27 protein-coding genes are annotated in these 22,891 nt (G+C 46.4%); 12 read left to right on the top strand and 15 right to left on the bottom strand.

The annotated features are described in order from the left end of the window. Window positions 1-10 precede the first annotated feature (10 nt). The 12 genes from ade (P4361_RS06955) to P4361_RS06900 form a co-directional block, all read right to left on the bottom strand. On the bottom strand, window positions 11-1,819 hold the full coding sequence (ade, locus tag P4361_RS06955) for an adenine deaminase (protein ID WP_328088743.1): 1,809 nt from the start codon (window positions 1,817-1,819) through the stop codon (window positions 11-13). Window positions 1,820-1,823: 4 nt separating this feature from the next. Continuing rightward, complete coding sequence (locus P4361_RS06950) at window positions 1,824-2,102, bottom strand: EutN/CcmL family microcompartment protein (protein WP_062231093.1); 279 nt, start codon at window positions 2,100-2,102, stop codon at window positions 1,824-1,826. 12 nt (window positions 2,103-2,114) lie between these two features. After that, window positions 2,115-2,843 (bottom strand): hypothetical protein, encoded by a 729-nt coding sequence (locus P4361_RS06945; protein ID WP_328088740.1) that lies wholly within the window; start codon window positions 2,841-2,843, stop codon window positions 2,115-2,117. A 2-nt stretch (window positions 2,844-2,845) separates the two neighbouring features. Then, window positions 2,846-3,124, bottom strand: coding sequence for a BMC domain-containing protein (locus tag P4361_RS06940; RefSeq protein WP_053354942.1), 279 nt, complete (start codon window positions 3,122-3,124; stop codon window positions 2,846-2,848). Window positions 3,125-3,179: 55 nt separating this feature from the next. After that, window positions 3,180-3,479, bottom strand: coding sequence for a BMC domain-containing protein (locus P4361_RS06935; protein ID WP_425589895.1), 300 nt, complete (start codon window positions 3,477-3,479; stop codon window positions 3,180-3,182). Between the two features lie 42 nt (window positions 3,480-3,521). Beyond that, window positions 3,522-4,451, bottom strand: a complete 930-nt coding sequence (locus P4361_RS06930; RefSeq protein WP_328088739.1) for a hypothetical protein — start codon at window positions 4,449-4,451, stop codon at window positions 3,522-3,524. A 16-nt stretch (window positions 4,452-4,467) separates the two neighbouring features. Beyond that, window positions 4,468-4,731, bottom strand: coding sequence for a BMC domain-containing protein (locus P4361_RS06925; protein WP_269431867.1), 264 nt, complete (start codon window positions 4,729-4,731; stop codon window positions 4,468-4,470). An 18-nt stretch (window positions 4,732-4,749) separates the two neighbouring features. Continuing rightward, on the bottom strand, window positions 4,750-6,090 hold the full coding sequence (locus P4361_RS06920) for a UbiD family decarboxylase (RefSeq protein ID WP_328088737.1): 1,341 nt from the start codon (window positions 6,088-6,090) through the stop codon (window positions 4,750-4,752). Further along, window positions 6,087-6,656, bottom strand: coding sequence for a UbiX family flavin prenyltransferase (locus tag P4361_RS06915; RefSeq protein ID WP_328088736.1), 570 nt, complete (start codon window positions 6,654-6,656; stop codon window positions 6,087-6,089). Before P4361_RS06915 ends, P4361_RS06920 begins: the two co-directional genes overlap by 4 nt. Before the next feature lie 6 nt (window positions 6,657-6,662). Further along, window positions 6,663-7,253, bottom strand: coding sequence for a cysteine hydrolase family protein (locus P4361_RS06910; RefSeq protein ID WP_053354947.1), 591 nt, complete (start codon window positions 7,251-7,253; stop codon window positions 6,663-6,665). A gap of 15 nt (window positions 7,254-7,268) precedes the next feature. Further along, window positions 7,269-8,750, bottom strand: a complete 1,482-nt coding sequence (locus P4361_RS06905; protein ID WP_328088734.1) for a dihydroorotase — start codon at window positions 8,748-8,750, stop codon at window positions 7,269-7,271. An 83-nt stretch (window positions 8,751-8,833) separates the two neighbouring features. Next, window positions 8,834-10,162: a nucleobase:cation symporter-2 family protein gene (locus P4361_RS06900; protein ID WP_328088732.1), complete on the bottom strand. Its 1,329-nt coding sequence runs from the start codon at window positions 10,160-10,162 to the stop codon at window positions 8,834-8,836. A 374-nt stretch (window positions 10,163-10,536) separates the two neighbouring features. Between P4361_RS06900 and P4361_RS06895 the strand changes: the two genes are divergently transcribed. The 8 genes from P4361_RS06895 to ade (P4361_RS06860) all read left to right on the top strand — a co-directional run bounded on the left by P4361_RS06895 (window position 10,537) and on the right by ade (P4361_RS06860) (window position 19,262). Further along, a complete protein-coding gene (locus P4361_RS06895; RefSeq protein WP_053354949.1) occupies window positions 10,537-11,019 on the top strand; it encodes a (2Fe-2S)-binding protein in 483 nt (160 codons plus the stop codon). After that, entirely contained in the window at window positions 11,009-11,614 is a 606-nt protein-coding gene (locus tag P4361_RS06890) for a nucleotidyltransferase family protein (protein ID WP_328088729.1), read from the top strand. Before P4361_RS06895 ends, P4361_RS06890 begins: the two co-directional genes overlap by 11 nt. Continuing rightward, complete coding sequence (locus P4361_RS06885; RefSeq protein ID WP_328088727.1) at window positions 11,614-12,507, top strand: xanthine dehydrogenase family protein subunit M; 894 nt, start codon at window positions 11,614-11,616, stop codon at window positions 12,505-12,507. Before P4361_RS06890 ends, P4361_RS06885 begins: the two co-directional genes overlap by 1 nt. After that, window positions 12,488-14,803: a xanthine dehydrogenase family protein molybdopterin-binding subunit gene (locus tag P4361_RS06880; RefSeq protein WP_328088725.1), complete on the top strand. Its 2,316-nt coding sequence runs from the start codon at window positions 12,488-12,490 to the stop codon at window positions 14,801-14,803. Before P4361_RS06885 ends, P4361_RS06880 begins: the two co-directional genes overlap by 20 nt. Further along, window positions 14,796-15,620 carry an XdhC family protein gene (locus P4361_RS06875; protein ID WP_328088724.1) on the top strand — a complete coding sequence of 275 codons (825 nt, stop codon included), beginning with the start codon at window positions 14,796-14,798 and terminating at the stop codon, window positions 15,618-15,620. Before P4361_RS06880 ends, P4361_RS06875 begins: the two co-directional genes overlap by 8 nt. Continuing rightward, window positions 15,607-15,924, top strand: coding sequence for an XdhC family protein (locus tag P4361_RS06870; RefSeq protein ID WP_328088723.1), 318 nt, complete (start codon window positions 15,607-15,609; stop codon window positions 15,922-15,924). The genes P4361_RS06875 and P4361_RS06870 overlap by 14 nt, the downstream gene beginning before the upstream one ends. A gap of 164 nt (window positions 15,925-16,088) precedes the next feature. After that, window positions 16,089-17,438, top strand: a complete 1,350-nt coding sequence (locus tag P4361_RS06865; protein ID WP_053354955.1) for an NCS2 family permease — start codon at window positions 16,089-16,091, stop codon at window positions 17,436-17,438. Window positions 17,439-17,522: 84 nt separating this feature from the next. Continuing rightward, window positions 17,523-19,262: an adenine deaminase gene (gene ade / locus P4361_RS06860; protein WP_328088720.1), complete on the top strand. Its 1,740-nt coding sequence runs from the start codon at window positions 17,523-17,525 to the stop codon at window positions 19,260-19,262. Window positions 19,263-19,357: 95 nt separating this feature from the next. Here ade (P4361_RS06860) and P4361_RS06855 read toward each other — a convergent pair whose 3' ends face one another. Then, window positions 19,358-19,600, bottom strand: a complete 243-nt coding sequence (locus P4361_RS06855; RefSeq protein WP_053354957.1) for a hypothetical protein — start codon at window positions 19,598-19,600, stop codon at window positions 19,358-19,360. 145 nt (window positions 19,601-19,745) lie between these two features. On the opposite strand from P4361_RS06855, the gene P4361_RS06850 reads away from it, so the two are divergent. After that, on the top strand, window positions 19,746-19,955 hold the full coding sequence (locus P4361_RS06850; protein WP_328088719.1) for a hypothetical protein: 210 nt from the start codon (window positions 19,746-19,748) through the stop codon (window positions 19,953-19,955). Here the strand turns inward: P4361_RS06850 and P4361_RS06845 are convergent. After that, window positions 19,950-20,561 carry a LysE/ArgO family amino acid transporter gene (locus tag P4361_RS06845; RefSeq protein WP_328088717.1) on the bottom strand — a complete coding sequence of 204 codons (612 nt, stop codon included), beginning with the start codon at window positions 20,559-20,561 and terminating at the stop codon, window positions 19,950-19,952. The genes P4361_RS06850 and P4361_RS06845 overlap by 6 nt on opposite strands. A 94-nt stretch (window positions 20,562-20,655) precedes the next feature. Here P4361_RS06845 and P4361_RS06840 point away from each other — a divergent pair, with 94 nt between their 5' ends. Next, the gene (locus P4361_RS06840; RefSeq protein ID WP_053354960.1) at window positions 20,656-21,009 is read left to right on the top strand and encodes a DUF2512 family protein; all 354 of its coding nucleotides are present in this window, start codon (window positions 20,656-20,658) and stop codon (window positions 21,007-21,009) included. Between the two features lie 147 nt (window positions 21,010-21,156). Beyond that, window positions 21,157-22,134, top strand: coding sequence for an aldo/keto reductase (locus tag P4361_RS06835; RefSeq protein ID WP_265407946.1), 978 nt, complete (start codon window positions 21,157-21,159; stop codon window positions 22,132-22,134). A 23-nt stretch (window positions 22,135-22,157) separates the two neighbouring features. Here P4361_RS06835 and P4361_RS06830 read toward each other — a convergent pair whose 3' ends face one another. Beyond that, window positions 22,158-22,472 carry a LapA family protein gene (locus P4361_RS06830; RefSeq protein WP_062231064.1) on the bottom strand — a complete coding sequence of 105 codons (315 nt, stop codon included), beginning with the start codon at window positions 22,470-22,472 and terminating at the stop codon, window positions 22,158-22,160. Window positions 22,473-22,693: 221 nt separating this feature from the next. Here P4361_RS06830 and cspD point away from each other — a divergent pair, with 221 nt between their 5' ends. After that, window positions 22,694-22,891, top strand: a complete 198-nt coding sequence (gene cspD / locus P4361_RS06825; protein WP_053354963.1) for a cold-shock protein CspD — start codon at window positions 22,694-22,696, stop codon at window positions 22,889-22,891.

Here is a 22,891-nt window from a genome sequence, read left to right as displayed (position 1 = left end):
AACACCCTCCTTACAATACTGTTGGAATAACTTGGAAGCGGTCGACATCAATAAGTCCCATGTCGGTAATCTTCCACTCAGGGCTTGTAACGAGTGAGAGAAAAGATAAATGCATAAAGGGCACGTGGATCCCGCATCCCAATTCTTCTTGGGCGAGCCTGTGAAGTTCTGTAATCTTTTCACTGACCTCCACGCCTGTCATCTCATCGGTCATCAGCCCGCCTATATTGAGTGCCATATCCCCAACTACTTTTCCGTCAAGGATTAGCGCCAGGCCGCCATTCATAGCAATAACCCGGTTGACTGCTGTAACCATGTCTTCATAGTTAGTACCGGTCACGATGATGTTATGTGTGTCATGGGCGACGCTTTCTGCTATCGCGCCTCTTTTCAGCTTAAATCCATGTAGAAATGTTTTCCCGATTCTTCCGCTTCTGCCGTGCCGTTCGATCACCAGGAGCGGAAGAACATCCTGCTGAAGGCAAGGCTGAATGATGCCGTCTTTTATTTTCAGTTCAAATTCACGGGCACCTGTAAGATTTTGATCGGGTATCACTTCGATCGCTCTTACCTTTGCGCTTGAGGCTTGCGACGCTAGCACTAGATCTTGTGCTTTTACCGGTTTCCTTTTCACAGAACACTTCACACTTTCAGGATACGTATAGGAGGGAATATCTGTCGTCAGTTTATTCTGTTGTGCCGCCTTTTTGCCGCTAAGATACACTTGGTCAACCGTCATGTTAATAAGATCACTGATTACAGCGATGTCTGCGCGCTTACCTGGTGTCAGTACCCCGATATCCCTGAAGCCGAAGTGAGTCGCCGGATTGATCGTCACCATCTGAATCGCTTCAACCGGATCAATCCCCTGGGCAATCGTCCTTCTGACGATATCATCCATATGACCGGAATTCATTAAGTCTTCCGGCACCATATCATCCGAAACAAGGATGGCCCGCCTCGAATCCATGCCTTCTTCAGTGATCGCCCGAATGCACTCGGCCATATTCCGCTGAGATGAACCCTCCCGCATAAACACACTTACTCCGTAGCGAAGTTTCTCCACCATTTCTTCTTTCGTTGTTGTCTCATGGCAGGATACATGGGTACCTCCGCTGATAATATGAGCGGCGAGCTCTTCTCCAAACAAGGCCGGGGCATTTCCCTCGATCGTTTTGCCGATGCTTTTGGCATAAGAGACCGAAGCAATCAAATCGTCTATCAATTCAGGGGCGTTCTCAAACACAGGCCTGACATTGCTGAACCCCTGTATTTCACCAATTCCCTGGACATGAGGATCGTTTAACAGTTCCTTCATATCCGCTGATGTGATATCCTGGCCGGCCGTCTCCAATCCCGGTGCATCTGGAGTCAGGCATGGCACTGTAAAATATACGTTGTTAGGAAGCGTCTTTGCCTCCCTGACCATCTCCTGCATGCCATGGACACCGAGGACATTACCAATCTCATGGGGATCCGCAACAAGTGTTGTCGTTCCTGTAGGAATGGACAGCTTGGAAAATTCAGTAACCGTAAGCATTGCGCTTTCAAAATGCATATGCGAATCAATAAAACCAGGACAAATATAGCGGCCGGCGACATTTTCAACCTTTGTGGAAGGACCAATCAGTCTTTCGCAGTCCCCTGCCATCAGGATATATTCCCCTTTTATAGCCACATCGGCCTGATAGATCTCACGGGTAATGACATTGATAAATTGTCCGCCTTTTAATACGGTATCTGCAAATTGATTGGCATCAAGCAGCACATCAATGAGTTTCCGCCACTGGATGGCTTCTTTAATACCTTTTGTATCCATGAATTCAACCTCCTGACCTTTCCCAATCCAGGCTATCAATAATTCCTACGATTGCTGCATCTATTGGGGCATCTTTGTCAGCTGCTGCCCGTGAAGCCATACTGCCTGTGACATATAAAACTTTTTCTCCTACTCCCGCCCCCACCGTATCAACAGCGATGATCGGCATTTGCTGAGGAGATTCACTGATACCGATCGGCTGGGTGATCAGCAGTTTCGTACCTATCAGCTTTTCATCTTTTCTGGTTGCTGTTACCCGTCCAATAACTAAACCCATTTGCATGTCGTCCGCTCCTTACTGCCTGCTGATTTTTATACCATATTGTTTTGCTGCATCCCGCGCCAGCGGTGTGATAATGGCATGTTCTTCCGCAATCAGCAACTTCTTCTGTGCTTTTGCTGCAGACAGGATATCTGCCTCTGAGATGACAGACTGCTTTTGGCTGCTATCGTTCAGCCAGGAGGCAAGGCCTTCCCCATCTCTCAGCAATGTAACACCAAGCTTCTTCAACTGAAACAGTGTTTTGTGCAGCTCTGTTTTCAAGTATTCTGATCCTCGATCCAGTTCCTTACTGCGAAATACCTCATGAAAAGGATCGTTGCCATAAGGCAGGGCAGCAACTTTTTTACCGCTTAATAATGCTTGCAGGATGATACGGACAAATTCCCGCTGGTCGTTAAATCGCAAAAGATCGCCTGCAAGAGAAAAAGAGAGTACAGGAATAAGGATACAATCGGCCATTCGCAGCTTATCCTCAGTCAGACTTGAACTGAGATACCAGGCATCATGATTGCTTTCCCCAGCAAGATGTTCTTTCGTGAAATGGCGGAACAGGATTTTTTCTGTGAACACTTCCAGCCTGATCTTGCTTTTTCCTGCTTCACGGAGTAGGGCGAGCCCTTCTTCCATCCCTGTAAAATGATAGGTTAGCAGGGAGAGCACATAGGGAACTTTTTCTCCTGGCGGACAAAGCATGTGCAGCAATGTATTCCTGACCAGAGCGCTCTGCCTGGCGTCATGCACGATTACTCTCCTTTAGAAAGCATTGCTCTTTCGATTTCACTATGAGGCCGCGGGATCACATGAACGGATACGAGTTCCCCCACTCGGCTTGCCGCACTGGCGCCTGCATCTGTCGCAGCCTTTACTGCTCCAACATCTCCTCTGACCATAACTGTAACAAGTCCGAAGCCTACTTTTTCATAACCGCAGATCTCGACGTTTGCAGCTTTTACCATTGCATCTGCTGCCTCAATTGCCCCGACAAGGCCCTTTGTTTCAATCAAGCCTAGAGCTTCTCCCATTTTTTCATTCCTCCTGGTCTCTTTGGTTTGCTTAGATTCTATGTTTCTGCTTGTTCTATTCCTTCGCCGCATCGCCTGAATTCAAGGCAAACTTTGACAGAAGCTTTTCCGCCACATTCGTATGGGTTCTTGGAATGACGTGTGCTGAAATGACAGTACCCACCCTCTCTGCCTCTTTTTTTCCTGCTTCTACTGCAGAAGCGACAGCAGCGACATCTCCGCTCAAATGCAAGGTAACACCAAGAGCGCCGTGAACCCCGATCACCTTCTCGATGGCGGCTATCTTTACGTCAGCCGCTTTAACAGCCGCGTCTGCTGCTGAAACAGCGGCACAATATCCTACCGTCTCAATCATGCCTAATGCATACAATGCTTCCACCATCCTTATCTATCAATTTTAATTGCCATCCAGCATCTTATAGACGCTCGGCAAGCAGCTGGAAAGATGCTGATGGGGTCCGTACAGTAAAAAGTAGCCTTCTTCAATTTTAAAGCGTATATTCCATTTTGATAGATTTGCAGAAACCGGAAGAAGTAGAGCGATCGTCTCGTAACGCGACATTCCTTCTATGATCACGAGTGATTCTCTTGTGCATGAGACCTCAAGCTGCTTAAGGAGCCAAGCCCCCGGCTGTTCGATATAAAAGCGTTTGATCTTTTTTTCCGATTGGTGGTTCAGCGTCTGAAACAGAGTTCGTATGGCTGCTTCCAACTCGCTGCTATCATTATGATAGAGTTCTAGAAGAAAAGGCTTCTGGCCGTTTTTATCCCATTGGATGAAATATTTAATATCTCCGTTCTGTGCCAGCCACTCTTGAACGATCACCAGATGGCCTGGAGATGAAACCTGAGAAGAAAAAACAGCGACCGCTTTTGCGGGGATCGGCCGATGAAACCATTCCATCGTTTCAGGCTGAAGATTTGAGTATAGCCATACAGAAAATCCGCTTTTTGTTTTGCCAAATGACTTTACGGAGGGTTCATCGTCGTTATTCCTCTCTGGCCTATGGTTTGTTTCTGTATGTTGGCGGGATGGAATGCCTTGAGAAAGAGAAAGAACTTGAAGTTTGGATACGAGCTCACTCCCCGGATCCTTGCTGAACGATGAGTGTTTTTCTTTTTTTTCGGCCTTTACAGGTGGAGAACCAGCAGCACTTCCAAGACGCTTCTCCTTATTCAGCTTCTGGTAGTTCGGCCGGTAAAGCTCTTGCGCTGTCTTTGTTTGAGGTGTTTCTCCCCTCTTCTCTGACAGTTCCTGTTTCGCTCTTGCGGGGTGATCATTGCTTTTTAACACTTCCTGTACGATGGCTCGCATGAATTCCGACACATGGACTCACCTCCTTTTATAGAATTTTGGACAATTCGGGGTGAGGCCGGGGAATGACATTAGAAGAAATCAGTTCTCCTCCTGTCTGGGTGTGCGCCTGCCTGCCTACTTCGATGGCAGACGACACAGCGGCTACATCTCCTTCAATAATGACGGTTACAAGGCCTGAGCCGACTTTTTTAAATCCTGTCATCTTTATATTTGCGGCTTTGGCCATGGCGTCCAGTGCCTCGATCGCTGCTGTCAGGCCTCTCGTTTCAATCATGCCAATTGCATTCAATCAATGTCCCCCCTTGCTTTACAAATAATCTTCCAGATCAATGGGTCCGAACGGAATGGACGTACGTTTGAACGATTCCTTATGAGCCAGCGGTACGGTAGCGTCAATCCCCATTTTCGCTGTGACCCCCCTGACATTATGAGACGCCTCCAGTGGAGAGCCTTTTGCACCGGGTACGATAAAAATATCCTGATCGGCTTGTACTCTTACAGCCATCGCCCATTCCACATCCTCCGGGTCAAAGATATCCACATCTTCATCTACCACAATGACGTGCTTTAAGTCCTTATCACTCGCAAAGGCAGCAATCGCCGCTTGCTTACCGTCACCTTCCGACCTCTTTTCAATCTGAATGACCGCATGAAATCTTGCCACTCCGCCCATTGTAATATGGACTTGTTTCACGTTGGGCACCGTCTGTCTGACCGTACTCAGAAGTGTGGCTTCCCGGACAAGCGCCATCGGAAGCCTCTCCTCATAGCTCGAAGGAAAGATCGTCTGGCAGATGGCATTGTTTCTGTAGGTTACCGCTGAAAATTCAATAACTGGCTGAGGAGCTCTCGTACCATAAAAACCAGCGAGTTCCCCGAACGGGCCTTCCATCTCACGTTCATACGGGATCATTTTGCCTTCCAGAACGATTTCCGCTTCTGCCAAAACTTCCAGATCCACGGTTTTGCACTGCACCACATCAAGCGGTTTGCCGATCAAAGCACCCGCAACATCGAGTTTATCTGCATGATACAAATGTGTGCTGATCTGGGAACTGAGCACCACAGCAGGCACTACTCCAAACATCACAGCGACTTCCATCGGTTCACCGCGCTCTTCATACTCATGAAATTGCTGGAGAAGTTCAGGAGAGGTAATCAGCACGCTCGTCTTGTTTTCACCTAAGAATTGCATCCTTCTGATTGATGTATATCTCTTTTTTCCGCTTATATCTTTCACGACAAGAATTCCTGAAACATAATAAGCGCCGGAATCATCTCCGTGATAGGTTGGAATAGGAAAGAGCGCATCCAGATCAAACCGCCCTAGAACCACGTTGTCATGAACCGGTCCTGTTTCGATCAATCGTGTTGGGATCGGGGAAACAATAGAATCGATAATTTTTGAAACAAACTGATCTGGTGCAATGCCGATGCTGTCCGCCAGGAGGGCACGATCCCCGCCTAAGCCTCCGACCATGGGTGAAGAGTAGCCTTTCACTTTTTCAAAGTAGAACGGCTGCCTCCCTTGCCTGGCATTGAGAACGGCTCCGAGCTCATACAGGGGGTTTACTTCTCTTTTTACCCTGAGAAGTTTATTATCCGCTTCCCAGTGGTCAAGCAGGGCACGCATTGAAGAAGGGTTCATGCTTTCTCCCCCCATCGTTGTAGAAGCTCATGATCAATGCCCAACATGTCCAGAATCCGACCGGACATAAAATTAATCAGTTCCCATATCTCTTTCGGCTTATGGTAAAACCCAGGCGAGGCCGGCATGATGCAGGCACCCGCTTCAGCAAGCCTCGTCATGTTCTGAAGATGTATCAGGTGAAACGGTGCTTCCCTTGGAACGACGATCAGCTGCCTTTTCTCTTTCAGCATGACACTGGCCGACCGGCTCAATAAGTTATCTCCTACACCATTGGCCATCGCGCCTAACGTGTTCATGGAACATGGCACAACAACCATCCCGTCTGTTAAAAATGAGCCGCTCGCCACAGAGGCAAACAGGTTCTTGTTGCTGTGCACCTCTGCATATTGTTTCAACGTCTCCATTCCGACACCGCACTCAAACTGCAAGACTTTCTCTCCCATTTCCGTCACGATCAAATGGGTCTCTACCCCGAGCTGGTGCAGGGCCCGGACGAGCGAGTAGCCATATAATGATCCGCTCGCTCCGGTAATTCCTACAACGATTCGTTTGTTTCGGGCCATGGCAGGTTAAACAACCTGGCTATTTTTTGAAAACTTTTTCCTGGCCGCTTCCATATATTCCTTTGTTGACATGATGTCGCCAAAAAGATCGATGTCCCGAAGCCCGGATTCGTGCATGGAATCATCCTTAGAGGCCGTGGAGTCAGACAGGCAGATCACATTGTAGCCATGATACAGCGCATCAGAACCAGTGCTTCTTACACATACATTGGTCCAAACACCCGTCAGGACGACCGTATCGATCTCTTCTTCCCGGCAGAACAGATCAAAATCGGTATAGCTGAATGCACTGTGCCGCCTTTTTTGGACGATATAATCTCCTTTGCTCTCATCCGGCTGCAGTTCTGGAATAAACTGAGAACCCCATGTCCCTTTGATGGCATGGACCGGACGGACCCTGAAGTCCCGGTCGTTTTTCCGGTGAGCTTCCTGTACAAAAACGACCTGAATACTTTCCTCATGGCAAAAATCGACGAGCTCTTTGATGGCCGGAACGATCTTTTCGCCGTTTTCGCAGCGGAGCGCCGCTTTTTCTCCGATAAAGTCATTCAGCATATCAATCACAACTACTACGTGCTTCTTTCCTCTCAGTTCCATGTACGGTCTCCTCTCTTACTTGCTTTTTTCAAGCTGCTGACGGCCGGATTTAGGTGCTGCTGTTTTAATCGCTCCTTCATAGTTTTCATACTTCAAAGTCCGGTCAAGGCGCTGGATGCTTTGCCGTTTGACGTACTCACCATATCCGGCTTCACCTACAATCCCGCCGGCTTCATAGTTATAGACCATATTACCTCTGACAATCGTCTGCACCGGCCGGCCTTTAAGCTTGATGCCATGCAGCGGGTTATATTTTGCCATAGATTCTGTCTGCTTCTCATCGATCTCCCACTCGCAATCAAGATCAATAACCGTAAAATCCGCATCACTGCCGATTTCCATTGCACCTTTTTTCGGATAGATGCCATAATGGATCGCTGCATTCTTACTCGTTACTTCCACAAAGCGGGACAATGATAAGCGTCCTTTGTTCAAACCTTCACTGACGAGAATAGGCACCATCGTTTCCACTCCCGGAATGCCCGGGAAACTGTTCCAGATCGTTGAGTCTGCGGCTGTTTTTTCCGTCGCAATCTCATATGGCGCGTGATCGGTCCCTACAAAATCAATCGTTCCATCTGCAAGTGCCTGCCAGTGTGCCTGGTTGTCTTCTTTGCCTCGAAGCGGCGGAGCGATCTTAGCGAATGCCCCTCTCTCACTCATGGAATCCTGGGCATTAAGCATCAAGTAATGCGGACACGTTTCAGCGGTTACTTTAACTCCCCGTTTTTTGGCTTCCCGGACAAGTTTTACGCCTTCTTTCGTACTCATATGAACGACGTGCACCCGTGCATCTGTTGCTTCTGCATAGCTGATGATCAGCTCGATCGCCACTTTTTCAGCGAGCGCCATCCGTGCCTCAGCCCAAGCCGGACCATCTTCCCGTCCCTCCTTCTTCAACTTCTCGGTATAAAACGTGCAAATATCATAGTTTTCAGCATGAACACCAATCGGCATGCCGGTTTTTGCGACCTTTTGGAAGATCTCCAGCATCTCGCCATCCGATACTTTCGGGAACGTTGGTACTGATGGCGTCATGTAAACCTTGAAAGCCACCACCCCTTCGTCCATCTGCGGATAAATATTATCAATCCATCCGTTCCTTGCGTCTTCTCCGGTCATGCCGCCCCAGAAGCAATAATCGATATAAGCCTGTCCCCGTATCGGGGCAATTTTCTTCTGAAAACTTTCACCATCCCGGACAGAAGGCTTGGAACAGCAAGGCATGTCAATGATCGTTGTCAGCCCGCCTGCTGCTGCCGATCTTGATCCAGTAGCGAATGTTTCGCGGTGTGTAAAGCCTGGATCCATAAAATGTGTATGCGGATCAATACACCCCGGGACGACAAGCTTTCCTTCCATGTCGATCACCTTGTCCGCTTTTAAAAAATGAATATCGCTGCAAAAGCCTGTTATCTTTCCTTCATGCACGAGGATGTTGGTGATGACTGTACGGTCTCCCTGTGGAATCATTGCATTTTTTAAAATTAAGTCCATTTCCGTCTCTCCCTTTTATGTTTTCAGAACAGAAACAGTGAAAAAGGGGCATTTTTGACATGCCCCTGATCGTGAGCATACCGCTATAAAGCCTCTGCAGAAGCATCCGATTTCAGCTGCTCCATCCTTTCCTGCTCATTTATATTCATAGACTTAAAATTAAATACTAGATTGAGCAAAATTGCTGTCAAACTTCCGATTACGATTCCGTTTTCAACGAGCAGCCTGACACTGTCCGGCAGCTGGCTGAACACCATTGGAACGACCGCTGTACCAAGCCCGATCCCAACGGAACAGGCGACGATCAGCAAATTTTCATTGTTTGAAAAATCAGCCTGAGAGAGCATCTTTACGCCAGATGCAATGACCATCCCAAACATCGGGACCATCGCACCTCCCAGAACAGCCGTTGGAATGATTGTCGTCAGCGCCGCTATCTTTGGAAGAAGACCGAGAATGAGCAGCAACCCTCCTGCAGCCATGACCACATTTCTCGTTTTTACTTTGGTTAAAGCCACGAGACCTACATTTTGAGAGAAGGACGTATACGGAAAGGAATTAAAAACGCCTCCGATCATAACCGCAAGTCCTTCAGCACGAAGGCCTTTTTTAATATCTTCCGGCTTAAGTTCTCTATCGCAAATGTCACTCAAAGCAAGGAAGACACCAGTAGACTCAATCATGCTTACAATCGCAACGATGCTCATCGTGAGGATGGCAGAAAAATGAAATTCCGGAACGCCAAAATAAAACGGCTGTACAAGATGGAACCAAGAAGCATCCTTAACAGGTGTAACATCTACGAGCCCCATAAAAGAAGCAAGTACTGTTCCGGCGATCAGCGATAAAAGAACAGAAATGGCCCGTACATATCCTTTGGAGAACCGGTTGATCAGAATGATGAGCACAAACGTAAAACTGGCGAGCGATAAATTTTCAAGGCTGCCGAATCCTTTCGAACCGAGCCCGCCGGCTGCATTATTCATCGCCACCGGTATGAGCGATACCCCGATGATCAGTACGACCGAGCCGGTAACGATCGGCGGAAAAAATTTCAGGATCTTTCCCACAAACTGAGAGAGCACCATGACGACAAGCCCCGAAGCGATAATTGCACCGTAAATGGCGGTGATTCCCTCCAGCTTTCCAATCGCAATCATTGGGGCTACCGCCGTGAACGTACAGCCGAGAATGACCGGAAGCTTGATGCCGAAGTGCTTTCCTCCAATGACCTGCAGAAGAGTAGCAATTCCGCAAGTAAACAGATCAATGGAGATGAGATATGCCAGCTGCTGGGCGTTCATACCGATCGCCGGCCCTACAATCAGCGGTACGATAACCGCTCCTGCGTACATGGCCAGAACATGCTGTAACCCGAGTACTCCAACCTTCCAATTTTTAAGTGCTGCCATTTTGCTTGCCTCCTTGATGTTTTTTGTGCAGCTTGCGTGGTTGCTTTCATCACCTCCTTTAAGAGCAGGAATATATTTGAAGCGGCATGTAAATCTCTCGAAGTGGACAGTAAATTCCTTGAAGTGGATCGTAAATCTCAAAAAGTGGACAGTAAATCCCTTGAAGTGGATCGTAAACCTGAAAAAGTGGACAGTAAACTCATCAAAACGCCATGCATCTGCAGCCTGCAAACTCCCATAATCATCCGCAGCTATGAAAATAGGAATGTTTTTTTGAAACTCTACTATATTTGTACAAACTGACTCTTTAAGACATACAACCGCTAGATTTATACAAGCCAATTTGTCCATAAATTATATGGGGAGGATGAACTTTGAAGACCATTGATTTTTGCGTAAATGGAAAGGACGTTTCGGTAACATGCAGTCCGACAAAGATTTTGCTCGATGTGCTGCGGGAAGATGCGGGGTTAACAGGCAGCAAAGAATGCTGTGGAAAAGGAGAATGCGGTTCCTGTACGGTTCTGCTGAATGATGTACCCGTCTGTTCATGTTTAGTGCTTGCAGGGCAAGTTCAAGGAGAACGGGTGGTCACGGTAGAAGGGATCGGAACGAAAGAAAACATGGATTTCGTTCAGCAAGCGTTTGTTGATGAAGGGGCGACCCAGTGCGGGTATTGTACACCGGGACTGATTGTGGCTTCACGAGCTTATTTAACTTCTATCGGCCATGTTCCTGGGCTCGATGAAATTAAACGGGCACTTGGCGGTAACCTTTGCAGGTGTACAGGCTATACAAAAATACTTAAAGCAGTCCAGACAGCGGCCTCCCGGCAGTTTTCAGCACGTGAACTCTAGGATGCCTTCCGTCTCGGCCATCCTGCTCGCCGCCGGCCGCTCATCCAGAATGGGTACATTAAAAGCTCTGCTTCCATGGAGAGAGACCTCACTCGTTCGCTACCAAACCGAAACATTGTTAAACGCCGGAATAGATGACATTTCAGTCGTACTGGGGTATAAGGCTTCAGAGCTGTCAAAGGAACTCAGCTCTTACAACGTAAAAACAGTCATAAACAAAGCCTACGAATCCGGGAAATGCTCGTCCATCAAAGCAGGAATGGCAGCTATAAGCCCCTCTTCTACAGGCGTAGTCATTGCTGCGGTGGATCAGCCGCTCTTGCTGAACGTCATCAGGCAACTGTACAAGTTTCACGGTGAACAGCCTGCCGCAATCATTATCCCTGCCTTTAAAGGAAAACGCGGACATCCCCTGCTTATACCAGAGCATTTTTATCCAGAGCTTTGCTGCATCAGCGAACAAACACAGGGACTCCGCCATTTCCTCAGAAACCGTCAGAACGAAATTGCCACGGTGGAAATCAATAAACCAAGTATTCTTTTAAACTTAAATGAGCAAGCCGACTACCAAGCAGCCTGTTGGGAGGATTCGTAATGTTTGTTTCAGAGATTGATATGCTGTCACCACGCTCTTTAAAGGAATGTCTTTATATCCTGGAGAACGAAAAAGCAAACCTTCGCCTTTTAGCCGGGGGAACAGACGCTGTCGTCCGCATGAAGGAAGGAAAGTGGCGTCCGGATTGCTGGGTAAGCCTTAAACATGTTGAAGAACTCCGTTTTATTACGATACAGAAGGATGAGATTCAGATCGGACCTCTGACGACTCATTCTGAAATCATCGCTTCCCCTCTCCTGCAGGCACATGCCGATGTTCTTGTACAGGCATGTCAGGAAATCGGGGCAGCACAGATGCAGAACATGGGGACCATCGGGGGAAATATTGCGACAGCCTCCCCTGCGGGTGATACGATTCCTGCTTTATATGCACTTGGAGCGGTTATTGAGCTTACTTCATTATCCGGAAAACGAGAGATGGATGTGGAGGACTTCTTTATCGGTCCAGGAAAAACCGCAGCTAATCCTAATGAAATCATCACTAAAATTGCGTTCAATGTCCGAGATAAAAATGACATCGGTATCTTTCAAAAGCTCGGTCCGCGGAAAGCTCAATCGATCTCGATTGTCAATGTTGCGGTTACGCTTTCCATGAAGGAAGGAACAAACCAGTGTACTGGCGGCCGTATAGCTTTCGGTTCAGTTGGCCCAACAGCCATACGGGCGAGAAAGTGCGAGGCGATGCTGACACTCGGTGCACTGACGAATGAAATGATCGCCAACATTGGCAAAGTGGCTTGGAAGGAAGTCATGCCGATCTCTGACATCCGCGCCTCCGCTTCTTATCGCAGAGATATGGCTAGCGCACTTCTCGAACGCGGACTATATCGTTTAATGAAAAGGTGGGCAGAAGATGGAAAACAGTCATTATAAGTACGTGGGAAAGCGGATTCCCAGGATAGACGGCCCTGAAAAGGTGACAGGCGAACTGAAGTATATGACGGATTATCATTTTGAGAATATGGTCTGGGGAAAAGTACTCCGCTCATCTTTTCCTTACGCACGCATCAAACAGATCGATATTTCAAAAGCCAAAGAATTGCCAGGCGTTATTGCGGTCTTAACGCATAAAGATATTCCCGGATTTAACGGTTTTGGCATCGTCGTTCCTGACCAGCCCGTCCTCGCAAGCGACGTGGTCCGGTGTACAGGGGATGCCATCGCGCTCGTCGCGGCGGAAACTCTGGAGATTGCTGAACACGCCGTTTCGCGGATCCATGTTGATTACGAACCCCTCTCCCCTGTTACCGATGCTGAGTTTGCGATGACAGACAGCGCGCCCCTGCTCCACGAAAGCGGGAATATCCATAGCCACGTAACGATAAAAAACGGAGACACAGAAAAGGCCTTTGCAGAAGCAGATATTATTCTTGAAAACACCTTCTATTCCCCGCGCCAGATGCATGCCTTTATTGAAACAGAAGGCGGCTGGGGTGTGGTGGAGCCGGACGGGATGCTCACGATCCGCTGTCCGGGGCAATACGCCTATAGGGATCGTCTTCAGATTGCCCGCGCACTGGCACTGAACCCGGCCAGAATCCGTGTGGTCTCTAATCCGATCGGCGGCGCGTTTGGAGGAAAAGACGAGATTACGGTTCAGATCTATTTGGCCCTCCTTGCGCTTCATACGGGAGGACGCCCGGTAAAAATACATTTAAACCGGGAAGAATCCGTCATTGCAGGCATTAAACGCCATCCCTTTAAAGTTCAGATGAAGACCGCCGCCAAAAGTGACGGAACGGTTATTGCCAACCAGGTTCGTGCGGTAGCCGACACGGGGGCATATGCTTCATTGGGCGGTGCGGTCATCGCGCTGGCCATTGAACATTGCTGCGGCCCTTATAAGGTTCCCAATGTTGATCTCGAAGGATTTTGTGTTTATACCAATAATGGCATTTCAGGGGCGTTCAGAGGCTTTGGGGTCAATCAAGTATGTGCAGCCATCGAAACACACATGGACATGCTTGCTGAAAAGCTCGATCTTGATCCCATTGAACTTCGAAAAAAGAACGTCTATCAAAAAGGCGATACATCGAGTATAGGGCATGTACTGAAAACAAGCGTCGGTACACTCCAAACACTGGAGACTGCGGAAAATTGCGAGCTCTGGAAGAATCGTAATGTCCATAAACAGAACATCACCGAACCTTGGAAAAAACGCGGAATCGGAATAGCCACCTCCTTTCATGCAGTCGGCATGGGAATCGGTCTCCCAGATTATGGAGCGGCTACCATCGAGCTAATGCCTGATGGAACCTTTAAAGTCGGGGTCGGATGCGAGGATATTGGAGGAGGAAACAGCACCGTCTATGCCCAGGTTGCAGCAGAGCTTTTAAATTGTGATATTAAAAACATCTCAGTCGTCCAGGGAGACACCGCAGAAACCATCGACAGCGGAACGGTGACCGCATCCCGTTCTACCTACACTGGCGGTAAAGCGATTGCCGCAGCCGTTCCCAATATGATCCGTCTTTTAACAGAAGCCGCAGCAGAGCTTAAAAATGTCTTGCCTGAAAATGTGCTGATCGGCGAAAACGAAATGTATGTTTTGGAAGAGGACAATGAGCACATTGTTTCCTACGGGGACATATACCATTATCTCTATGAAAAACACCGGTCTGTAAAAGTGGAAGGTCATTATATGCTTCCAAAAGAAAAGGAAGAGATCAAAGGCTCGGGCGGAGCACCTCACCATCTGTATGGCTATTTAACGCACGTCGTTCTTGTGGAAGTAGATACCTTGACGGGAGAAACAGAAGTGCTCCGGGTTGTTTCTATTCCCGATGCCGGCAAGGTTCTGAATCCTCAAGGGCTTGAGGGACAGGCAGAAGGCGGAGCCGTTATGGGAATCGGCTATACCTTGTATGAAGACGTTCTCATGGAAGCGGGGTATCACAAGACCACGAATTTCACGAATTACATCCTTCCTACGATCCGGGAAACACCGTTCATTGAAACAATTCCAGTCGATAGTGCAGAAGAAACCGGACCTTTTGGAGCGAAAGGAATCGGTGAAGTGGTGATGATTCCGATTATTGCGGCCATTACAAACGCAATCCATGATGCTGCCGGAATCCGGATTCAGCATCTCCCCGCTACTCCCGAACGAATTTTTACAGCACTTAAAGAGAAACAAACCACAACTCCGCGGGAAACAAGAAATGAATAAATTGGAACTGTACGAGAAACTCTCAACAGCCATCACACAGAAAAGACGTGTCTCTCTTCTAACAATTACTGCCGCTGGCCGAGCCGAAATGATCGGTAAGCGCATGCTTTTCTTTTCACAGGATGAAATCTATACTGAAGCAGGTCTCGACATGAAACTCGCCTTTCAGCTCGCTGAGATCTGCTTCCCCTTTTTCCTCAAACAACGTACGCGATCCGTAACATTTGTGAGTAATGATGAAACCCTCAAGGTGTTTCATGAAGCATTTGCGCCGCCACCGCATTTAATCATAGGCGGTGCTGGACATGTCGCAGAGCCCGTTGCACAAATGGGCAAGATGCTAGGTTTCTATACGTCAGTCATTGATGATCGGCAAGAATTTGCCCGCAAAGAACGTTTTCCATTTTCTGATAACGTTTGCTGCCAATCCTTTCATTCGTATTTCAAGTCTGTTCCTCTCAATAACTCCACCTATATTCTCCTGCTGACGAGAGGGCATCAATTCGATGTACTCAGTCTGCAGCAGCTGCTAGCCAGAAACGAAAAACCAGCGTATATTGGCATGATTGGAAGCAGACGGAGAATCTCAGGAGTTTTTGAACAGCTTCGTGCTGATTTTCCAAATGAAACCTTTGCCAATCTATATACACCTGTCGGGCTGGATATTGGAGCGGAGACACCGGAAGAGATCGCCGTCAGTATTTTTGCAGAGATCCTTGCAGTAAAAAAAGGCAAAATCGGTGCTCCACTCAGCTCTACAATCCGTGAACTGGCGAAAATAGGTTTTAGAAAGGGCAAAAAAGATGAAAGAAAATGAATTTATTCAAACCATACAAAACATCTTTAACACCGGCAATACTGCGGCATTAGCAACCATCGTCCGTACAAGAGGCTCGACCCCCAGAAAGGCCGGGTCCAAAATGATTGTCTATCAAACAGGAGCCATTACGGGTACAGTCGGCGGAGGCTGCGGAGAAGGCGAAGTGATCGAAAAAGCACTGGAAGTGATCAACACAGGCCTTCCTGTCATCCATGAGGTAGATTTAACAAGCGGACTTCTTTACGAGGATGGAGGCATCTGCGGAGGAATCATGGATGTATTCATTGAACCGCTGCTTTAAAAGAACAGGAGAATATTCCTGTTTTTTTGTTCATAGGATGTACAAATTAACCTGTCTCACCCCATGTGCAGCGTTTCTACTTTCATCTTAGAAATGAACGTTCCCTTTTTTCCGGTTAATTGATTGGTCTATGGATCCTCAAATGAAGAAAAGGGGTGTTTTCCATGTCAGCGGCAGGAAAAAGCGCATCAGGCAAAAGCTCTTCTCTGGACAGATTTTTTAAGTTAACTGAAAGAAAAACGAACACAAAGACTGAAATCCTCGCAGGAATTACGACCTTCCTTACCATGAGCTACATTATTTTTGTCAATCCCTCCATTTTGGCCGACGCCGGAATTCCGAAAGAAGCGGCTCTCGCAGCCACCATTTACGGCAGTGTTTTCTGTACGCTGTTAATGGCTCTTTGGGCAAACTTTCCGGTAGCTGTAGCACCAGGCATGGGATTGAATGCATTTTTCACGTATACGGTCGTGCTCGGTGCCGGTTTAACCTGGCAGACAGCCCTTGGTGCCGTGTTCATTTCCGGAATGGTGTTTTTCCTGTTAACGATCACCGGTGTCCGGCAGAAAATTGTTGACGGAGTTCCTGCACTATTAAAATCATCGATAAGTGTCGGAATCGGATTGTTCATTGCCTTTATCGGACTGAAAAACTCTGGTATCGTAGTTTCTAATAAAGACACCTTTGTGAGCTTAGGCAAGATTACTGAAACAGGCCCGCTGCTCGCACTGTTCGGACTTCTTGCGGCATCTTTTTTAATGGCGAAGAAAAAGAAGGGTGCTTTGCTGATCAGTATTTTGCTTACGACCGTTGTCGCCATGATTACAGGCTTTATTGACTATCCGCATGCCGCAAAAGATGTAGCCTCCTTTTCCCTTCCAAGCCTTTCTGATACCTTCCTGGCGATGGATCTGAAAGGTGCATTCGCTTATGGCATCCTATCGATTTTATTTTCTTTTACCATTGTTGAACTGTTCGATAACCTCGCAACATTAATCGGCCTTTCCAGCAAAGCCGGTCTGGCAGATGAAAACGGAAAAATAGAAAATCTGGACCGTGCCCTTCAGGCAGATGCCATTGGTACGATGGCCAGTGCAGCCATGGGCGGTACAGTCATGAATGCCTATGTTGAAAACGCCACGGGTATTTCAGAAGGCGGGCGTACCGGGCTTACAGCTTTAACTGCCGGAATTCTGTTCTTTTTGACGCTCCTTTTTGCCCCTTTGATTGCTTTTGTCCCATCAGTAGCCACAGCACCCATCTTAATTCTGGTCGGTGCCCTGATGCTCAGTGAAATCAAAGCAATCAGCTTTAATGATTATACCGATGTAATACCTGCTTTTCTTACCATAATTCTCATGCCTTTAACCTTCAGTATCGCCCAGGGGCTGGCTTTCGGTTTCATCTCATACACCATCTTAAAACTAACGACCGGCAAGCATAAGGAATTGCATTGGATGATGTACTTGATCAGTATTGCGTTTATTATCAACTTTATTTGGGGAAGCCATTAAAGAAGAATGCTTAGAAACGGGCCGGGATTAAACAGATTTCCCGGCCTATTCTCAAAAACAAGCAGATCGAAAGGGGCTCAAATAATGGATTTGAATCAAAAATCGCTTTCTGCACGACTGGCCGCCTCTTCTAAACGAGTCCCTGCCGACCTGGTCATCAAAAACGGCAAAATTATTGATGTGTTCAGCCTTACCTTGATTGAAGCAGATGTCGCAATATCTGATGGAGTGATCGTTGGGATTGGGAAATATCAGGGAAAAAATGAAATGGATGCAAGTGGTGCATACATATGCCCTGGACTCATTGACGGCCATGTACATATTGAATCATCCATGGTTACTCCTCAGGAATTCGCCAACGTCGTCGTTCCTCATGGCGTCACCACTGTCATTGCTGATCCTCATGAAATTGCCAATGTGAGCGGAAAAGAAGGCATCGATTATATGATGAATGCATCAGAGCATCTCCCCCTCGATGTATATATTGCACTTCCTTCCTGTGTGCCGGCTACACCATTTGAACATGCTGGAGCAGAACTGAACGCGTCCGATCTTGCACCCTTCTACGCTCATCCACGGGTGATCGGTTTAGGTGAGGTCATGAACTATCCTGCTGTTTTTCAAGGTGAAAATGACATGGTAAAAAAATTGTCAGATGCGTCGTTCCATCATAAGCACATTGACGGACATGCTTCCGGTGTCCCTGCAGATGGAATCAATGTATATATGGCAGCTGGAATTCGAACCGACCATGAATGTGTGACACCCCATGAAGCAAAAGACAGGCTGATGAGAGGCATGTATGTCATGCTCAGGGAAGGCTCGGCTGCGAGGGATCTCACCGTTCTTCTTGACGCAGTGACTGAGCGGAACGCCCGCAGATGTTTGTTTGTAACGGATGACAAGCATCTGGATGATCTAATCGAAAACGGCAGCATTGACCATAATATCAGACTGACAATTGAAAAAGGATTTGACCCTTTACTTGCCATTCAGATGGCCAGTCTTAATGCAGCCGAATGCTTTGGCCTAAAACAAAAAGGGGCCGTCGCTCCCGGATATGATGCGGACCTTATCCTTTTATCTGATCTTACAAGCTTTAAAATTGAAGAGGTTTATAAAAGCGGAAAGAAAGTGGCTGAAGAGGGCAGAATGCTTCCCTATAAAAAAATGGCCGCAGCCGCCTCACCTGCCATTACTAACAGCGTTCAACTTCACCCGGTCTCCAGCAACTCACTGGCCATTCCTATGAAAAATAATGAGACTGCAAACATCATTAAAATTATTCCAAACAGTATTGTAACGAAACATCTGAAAGAAAAAGTCAGTACTTCTGACGGCAGCTTCGTAATTGATGTGAACAGAGATCAGCTAAAACTGGTTGTTGCTGAACGCCACCACTTGACTGGAAACATTGGATGCGGAATTCTTAAAGGCCTTGGAATAACATCAGGAGCCATCGTATCCACTGTTGCCCATGATTCTCACAACATTGTTGCTGCCGGGACAAATGACAGCGACCTATTAAAAGCAATTGAGATTATGGTTGAAATGAAGGGCGGCCTGGCTGTCATCGAGAATGGTGAAGTACTTGCTTCCCTCCCGCTTCCGATCGCCGGCCTCATGTCAGACAAGAGCCATACGGATGTCTATCAGAAGCTGCTCGAAATCAATACAGCATTAAAGCAGATAGGATTTGCACATGATTATAACCCTTTTTTGACGTTATCCTTTCTGGCTCTTCCCGTTATACCTGAACTAAAGCTTACTGATATGGGATTGTTCGATGTGATAACATTTCAGCACATTCCTGATTCACATTAGCACCTCCTTTTCACCATTCTGTCTAAATTCCGATAAATGAAAAAGCTGGTTTTCAGGCCGATTTCTTCCGCCTAAAAACCAGCTTTTAGCTTTTTCTAATATTCCATTTCATCCTCTTGCAGCGACGATTGCAAAGTATTCATTAAATCATAATAATCATCAGGCTTTTCAAATTGATCGGGCGCCCAGTTCTGTTGGATCCAGGAGGCCACTTCCGGTGCACTTTGAAAAACCTGTCCTGTTGTATCACTGTCTCGAACGGTATATATGTTGTTATCTACATCGATTGTTACATCACAAGGAAAGGCTCCATCTTTTTTGTACAAAGAGTACTCCATGGCAAATACCTCCTCCTTCAATAGGATAATTAAGTTATACCCTGTTTGTCTCACTTTTATGTTATTCCATTGGGCGCATTTTTTGTTTCGAATAATGAATAATCTATCCGCGTACCCTATAAATGTATTACTTTAAGGAGGCCTTATGAAAAAGAAACAGCAAAAAACAGATGAAGCAATAACCAATGCACCAGATGAAAAAGAGTTTAGCATCGCCACAGGATTGAATTCAAAACATCCACTGGGGTCTGACGCTTATGCCCCGGGAGATTCTGTGAACGAACATAAAAATTTAGAAAGCGCCAACCTTTATTTAGATGAAGGTGAAATTAGCCAACAGAACAATAATCTATAACAGCTTGATAATCTCCTTAGCAATATATAACGCAACTCCCCAAATTAAGATAGCGGACAAGCGGTTTATGAACAAAAGCCGCTTCCCGTTCCCATCCCGTTCTCCAATCCACTTTCCTGCAAAAGCCAAACCGATAAACCACAGCCAGGAAACGGATATACACGCTATTGTAAAACCCAATTTCTCTGCTCCGCTATACACGATTGAGCTTGTCCCGATTACGCCTGCTGTATCCAACAGAGCATGCGGATTTAAAAGAGATACAGACGCGGCAAAGGTCACTTGTTTCTTCATGGGCAGGGCCGCTGCTTCACTGCTTTTTGATGGCTTACTTCTCCAAACGGACCAGCCCATGAACAGCAAGAAAAAAAATCCTCCCACAAATAGAATCATTTTAAGCCAAGAAAAACTTAAGATCAGCAATGAAACACCAAAAACAGCCAGCAGGATGAGGACTGTATCACAGATAGAAGCCGTTATGATAACAGGCAAAGCTTTTTTAAACTGCTTTTGGTTGGCACCTTGATTAAAAACAAACACATTTTGAACTCCTAAAGGAAGTATCAATCCTAACGCCAGCAGAAACCCATGTATGATCGGCTGCATCCTTTTCCCCCATTCCAACAATTTCTCACTCTAAAATTATGGCATAATTTCTTACCTATCGCAGAAAATAATGGAATGAAAAGGAGGTTTTTTTATGCAAAGTTTATTGCTGAAGATCATCAGCATACCGCTGATTCTTCTTCTGTGCACGTTTTGGTTTGAGAGTGTTACCTTTAACAGACCGCTGCCCTTCTTCATCATTACAATCATCCTTGCGCCGATTGCTGTTTTAATGGAATATGTATTTCTGCCCCGCCTATCCTTTTGGTCTGTTTTTGCAGCTGACTTCATCGTTTCTTACATTTTGGTTTACGCGATTAGTTCATTAATGTCCGGTGCTTATGTAACATTTTGGGGAACTTTTTTAATCGCCCTCACTTTTACATTGGTCGAACTGCTCATTCACAGACAAATCGTGGCTGATCATATGAGGCATTCTTATAATTGAGGCCTGACTAAAAAAAACTGCCGTAATCTTCGGCAGTTTTTTTTTGTCCTTCTCCAGACGGTTCATAAAAGTTGCAGTTTTGCCCCGGCTTGCCTACAATTACGGTGATTAAGTTAATATTATTCTAAAAAAGAAAGAGGTTATACGATGCGTACGATGCCTTTAGAAAAACGAGAAATCACATCTAGCCGTCTAGCATTAGGGTGTATGGGCTTTGGCGGCAATTGGGACCGCAGCCCCATTTCCGACGAAGAAATCTTAAAAACCGAAAAAGCAATTGATGCCGCACTTTCTTCTGGCATCACGATGTTTGATCATGCCAACATCTATACAATGGGTAAAGCTGAAGAAGCATTTGGGCATGTATTAAAGGGAAATCCAGACTTACGCGACAAAATGGTCATTCAAAGTAAATGCGGAATCCGCTTTGCTGATGATATCGGTCCTGGCCGTTATGATTTTTCTAAAGAACACATTTTGGGTTCAGTGGATGAAATTTTGCAAAGGCTTACGATTGACCATTTGGACATTCTCCTTCTTCACCGCCCTGATCCTCTCATGGAGCCTGAAGAGGTAGCAGAAGCCTTCCAGCAGTTAAAATCAGCCGGGAAAGTCCTCCATTTCGGTGTATCCAATATGAACAAAGCGCAAATCCAGCTTCTTGAAGCCTATTCAGACGAGCGCTTGATCGTTAACCAATTAGAGATGAGTTTAAATAAGCTTGATTTTGTCGATCAAGGCGTACATGTTAACCAACAGGCTGGAACGTCTGTCCATTTTGCTGACGGTTTGATTGAACATTGCATGCGGGAAGATATTCAGATTCAAGCTTGGTCACCTCTAGCTCAAGGAATTTTTTCAGGGAACAGCTCTTTGGAATTGTCTGAAGCAGAAGCGAAGACCAAAGAATTAGTAGCAAAAATGGCCGCTGAAAAAGGAACCACGCTTGAAGCAATTGTCCTTGGCTGGCTCATGAGGCACCCGGCGAAAATTCAGCCAGTTATTGGTACGACCAACGTTCAGCGCATTAAAGATGCTGTAGATGCTGTCCGACAGTCCGAAATGATGACACGCGAAGAATGGTATGAGCTTTATGTTTCTTCCAGAGGAAATAAACTTCCATAAAAAGAGAACGGCCAGACTCAGGATTAACCTGGAGTCTGGCTTCGTTCTTCTACGCCTCTCTCTTTATCCAAAACTACTTCTCTTTGCATGGTTTCATGCTTTTTCAGATCATGTTCAAGACGTCTCACCTTATTTCTCAACTGAACCACCTTTAAAATGCCAAAAAAGCCGACGGTCAATCCGCCAACGGCAGCCGATCCTAAAATAATAAGGACAAGCGGCCATTTCACCGTTCCAAAAATATAATTAAATTCTACATCGTTGCCATTTACTACGGCAAAAACGGCGATCAACAGGGCAAAAAGTAAACCGAATATCAAATATCCTTGTGCCTTCATGATCTCAGCCTCCTTAGCACTCCTATTCCCCATTTCCTTATATTTTAAATTAAAAAGTGAATAAATCCTTAACTTGCTTGATAAAAAGTTTAAACCATGTTACAGTTATAACAGTTATTTTTGTTCGGTACATGACTTCTTCGCAGCGGTTTGCGTCTTGAATGATATTTGAGCAGGAATAGTAATAAATCGTGGGATTATCCACACAGGAGGAACATCATATGTTACAAGGTAAAGTTAAATGGTTTAACGCAGAAAAAGGTTTCGGCTTCATCGAAGTTGAAGGCCAAGACGATGTATTCGTACACTTCTCTGCTATTCAAGGCGACGGTTTCAAATCTCTTGAAGAAGGTCAAGATGTAACTTTTGAAATCACTGAAGGTGCTCGCGGACCTCAAGCTGCTAACGTTCAAAAGTAA

Origin of the sequence: Fictibacillus sp. B-59209, assembly GCF_036216745.1 — a bacterium.
In the GTDB taxonomy this organism is placed as follows: Bacteria; Bacillota; Bacilli; order Bacillales; family Fictibacillaceae; genus Fictibacillus_C; species Fictibacillus_C marinisediminis.
The sequence above is the reverse complement of the archived record's forward strand: the minus strand, read 5'-3'. Positions and strand labels throughout refer to the sequence as shown.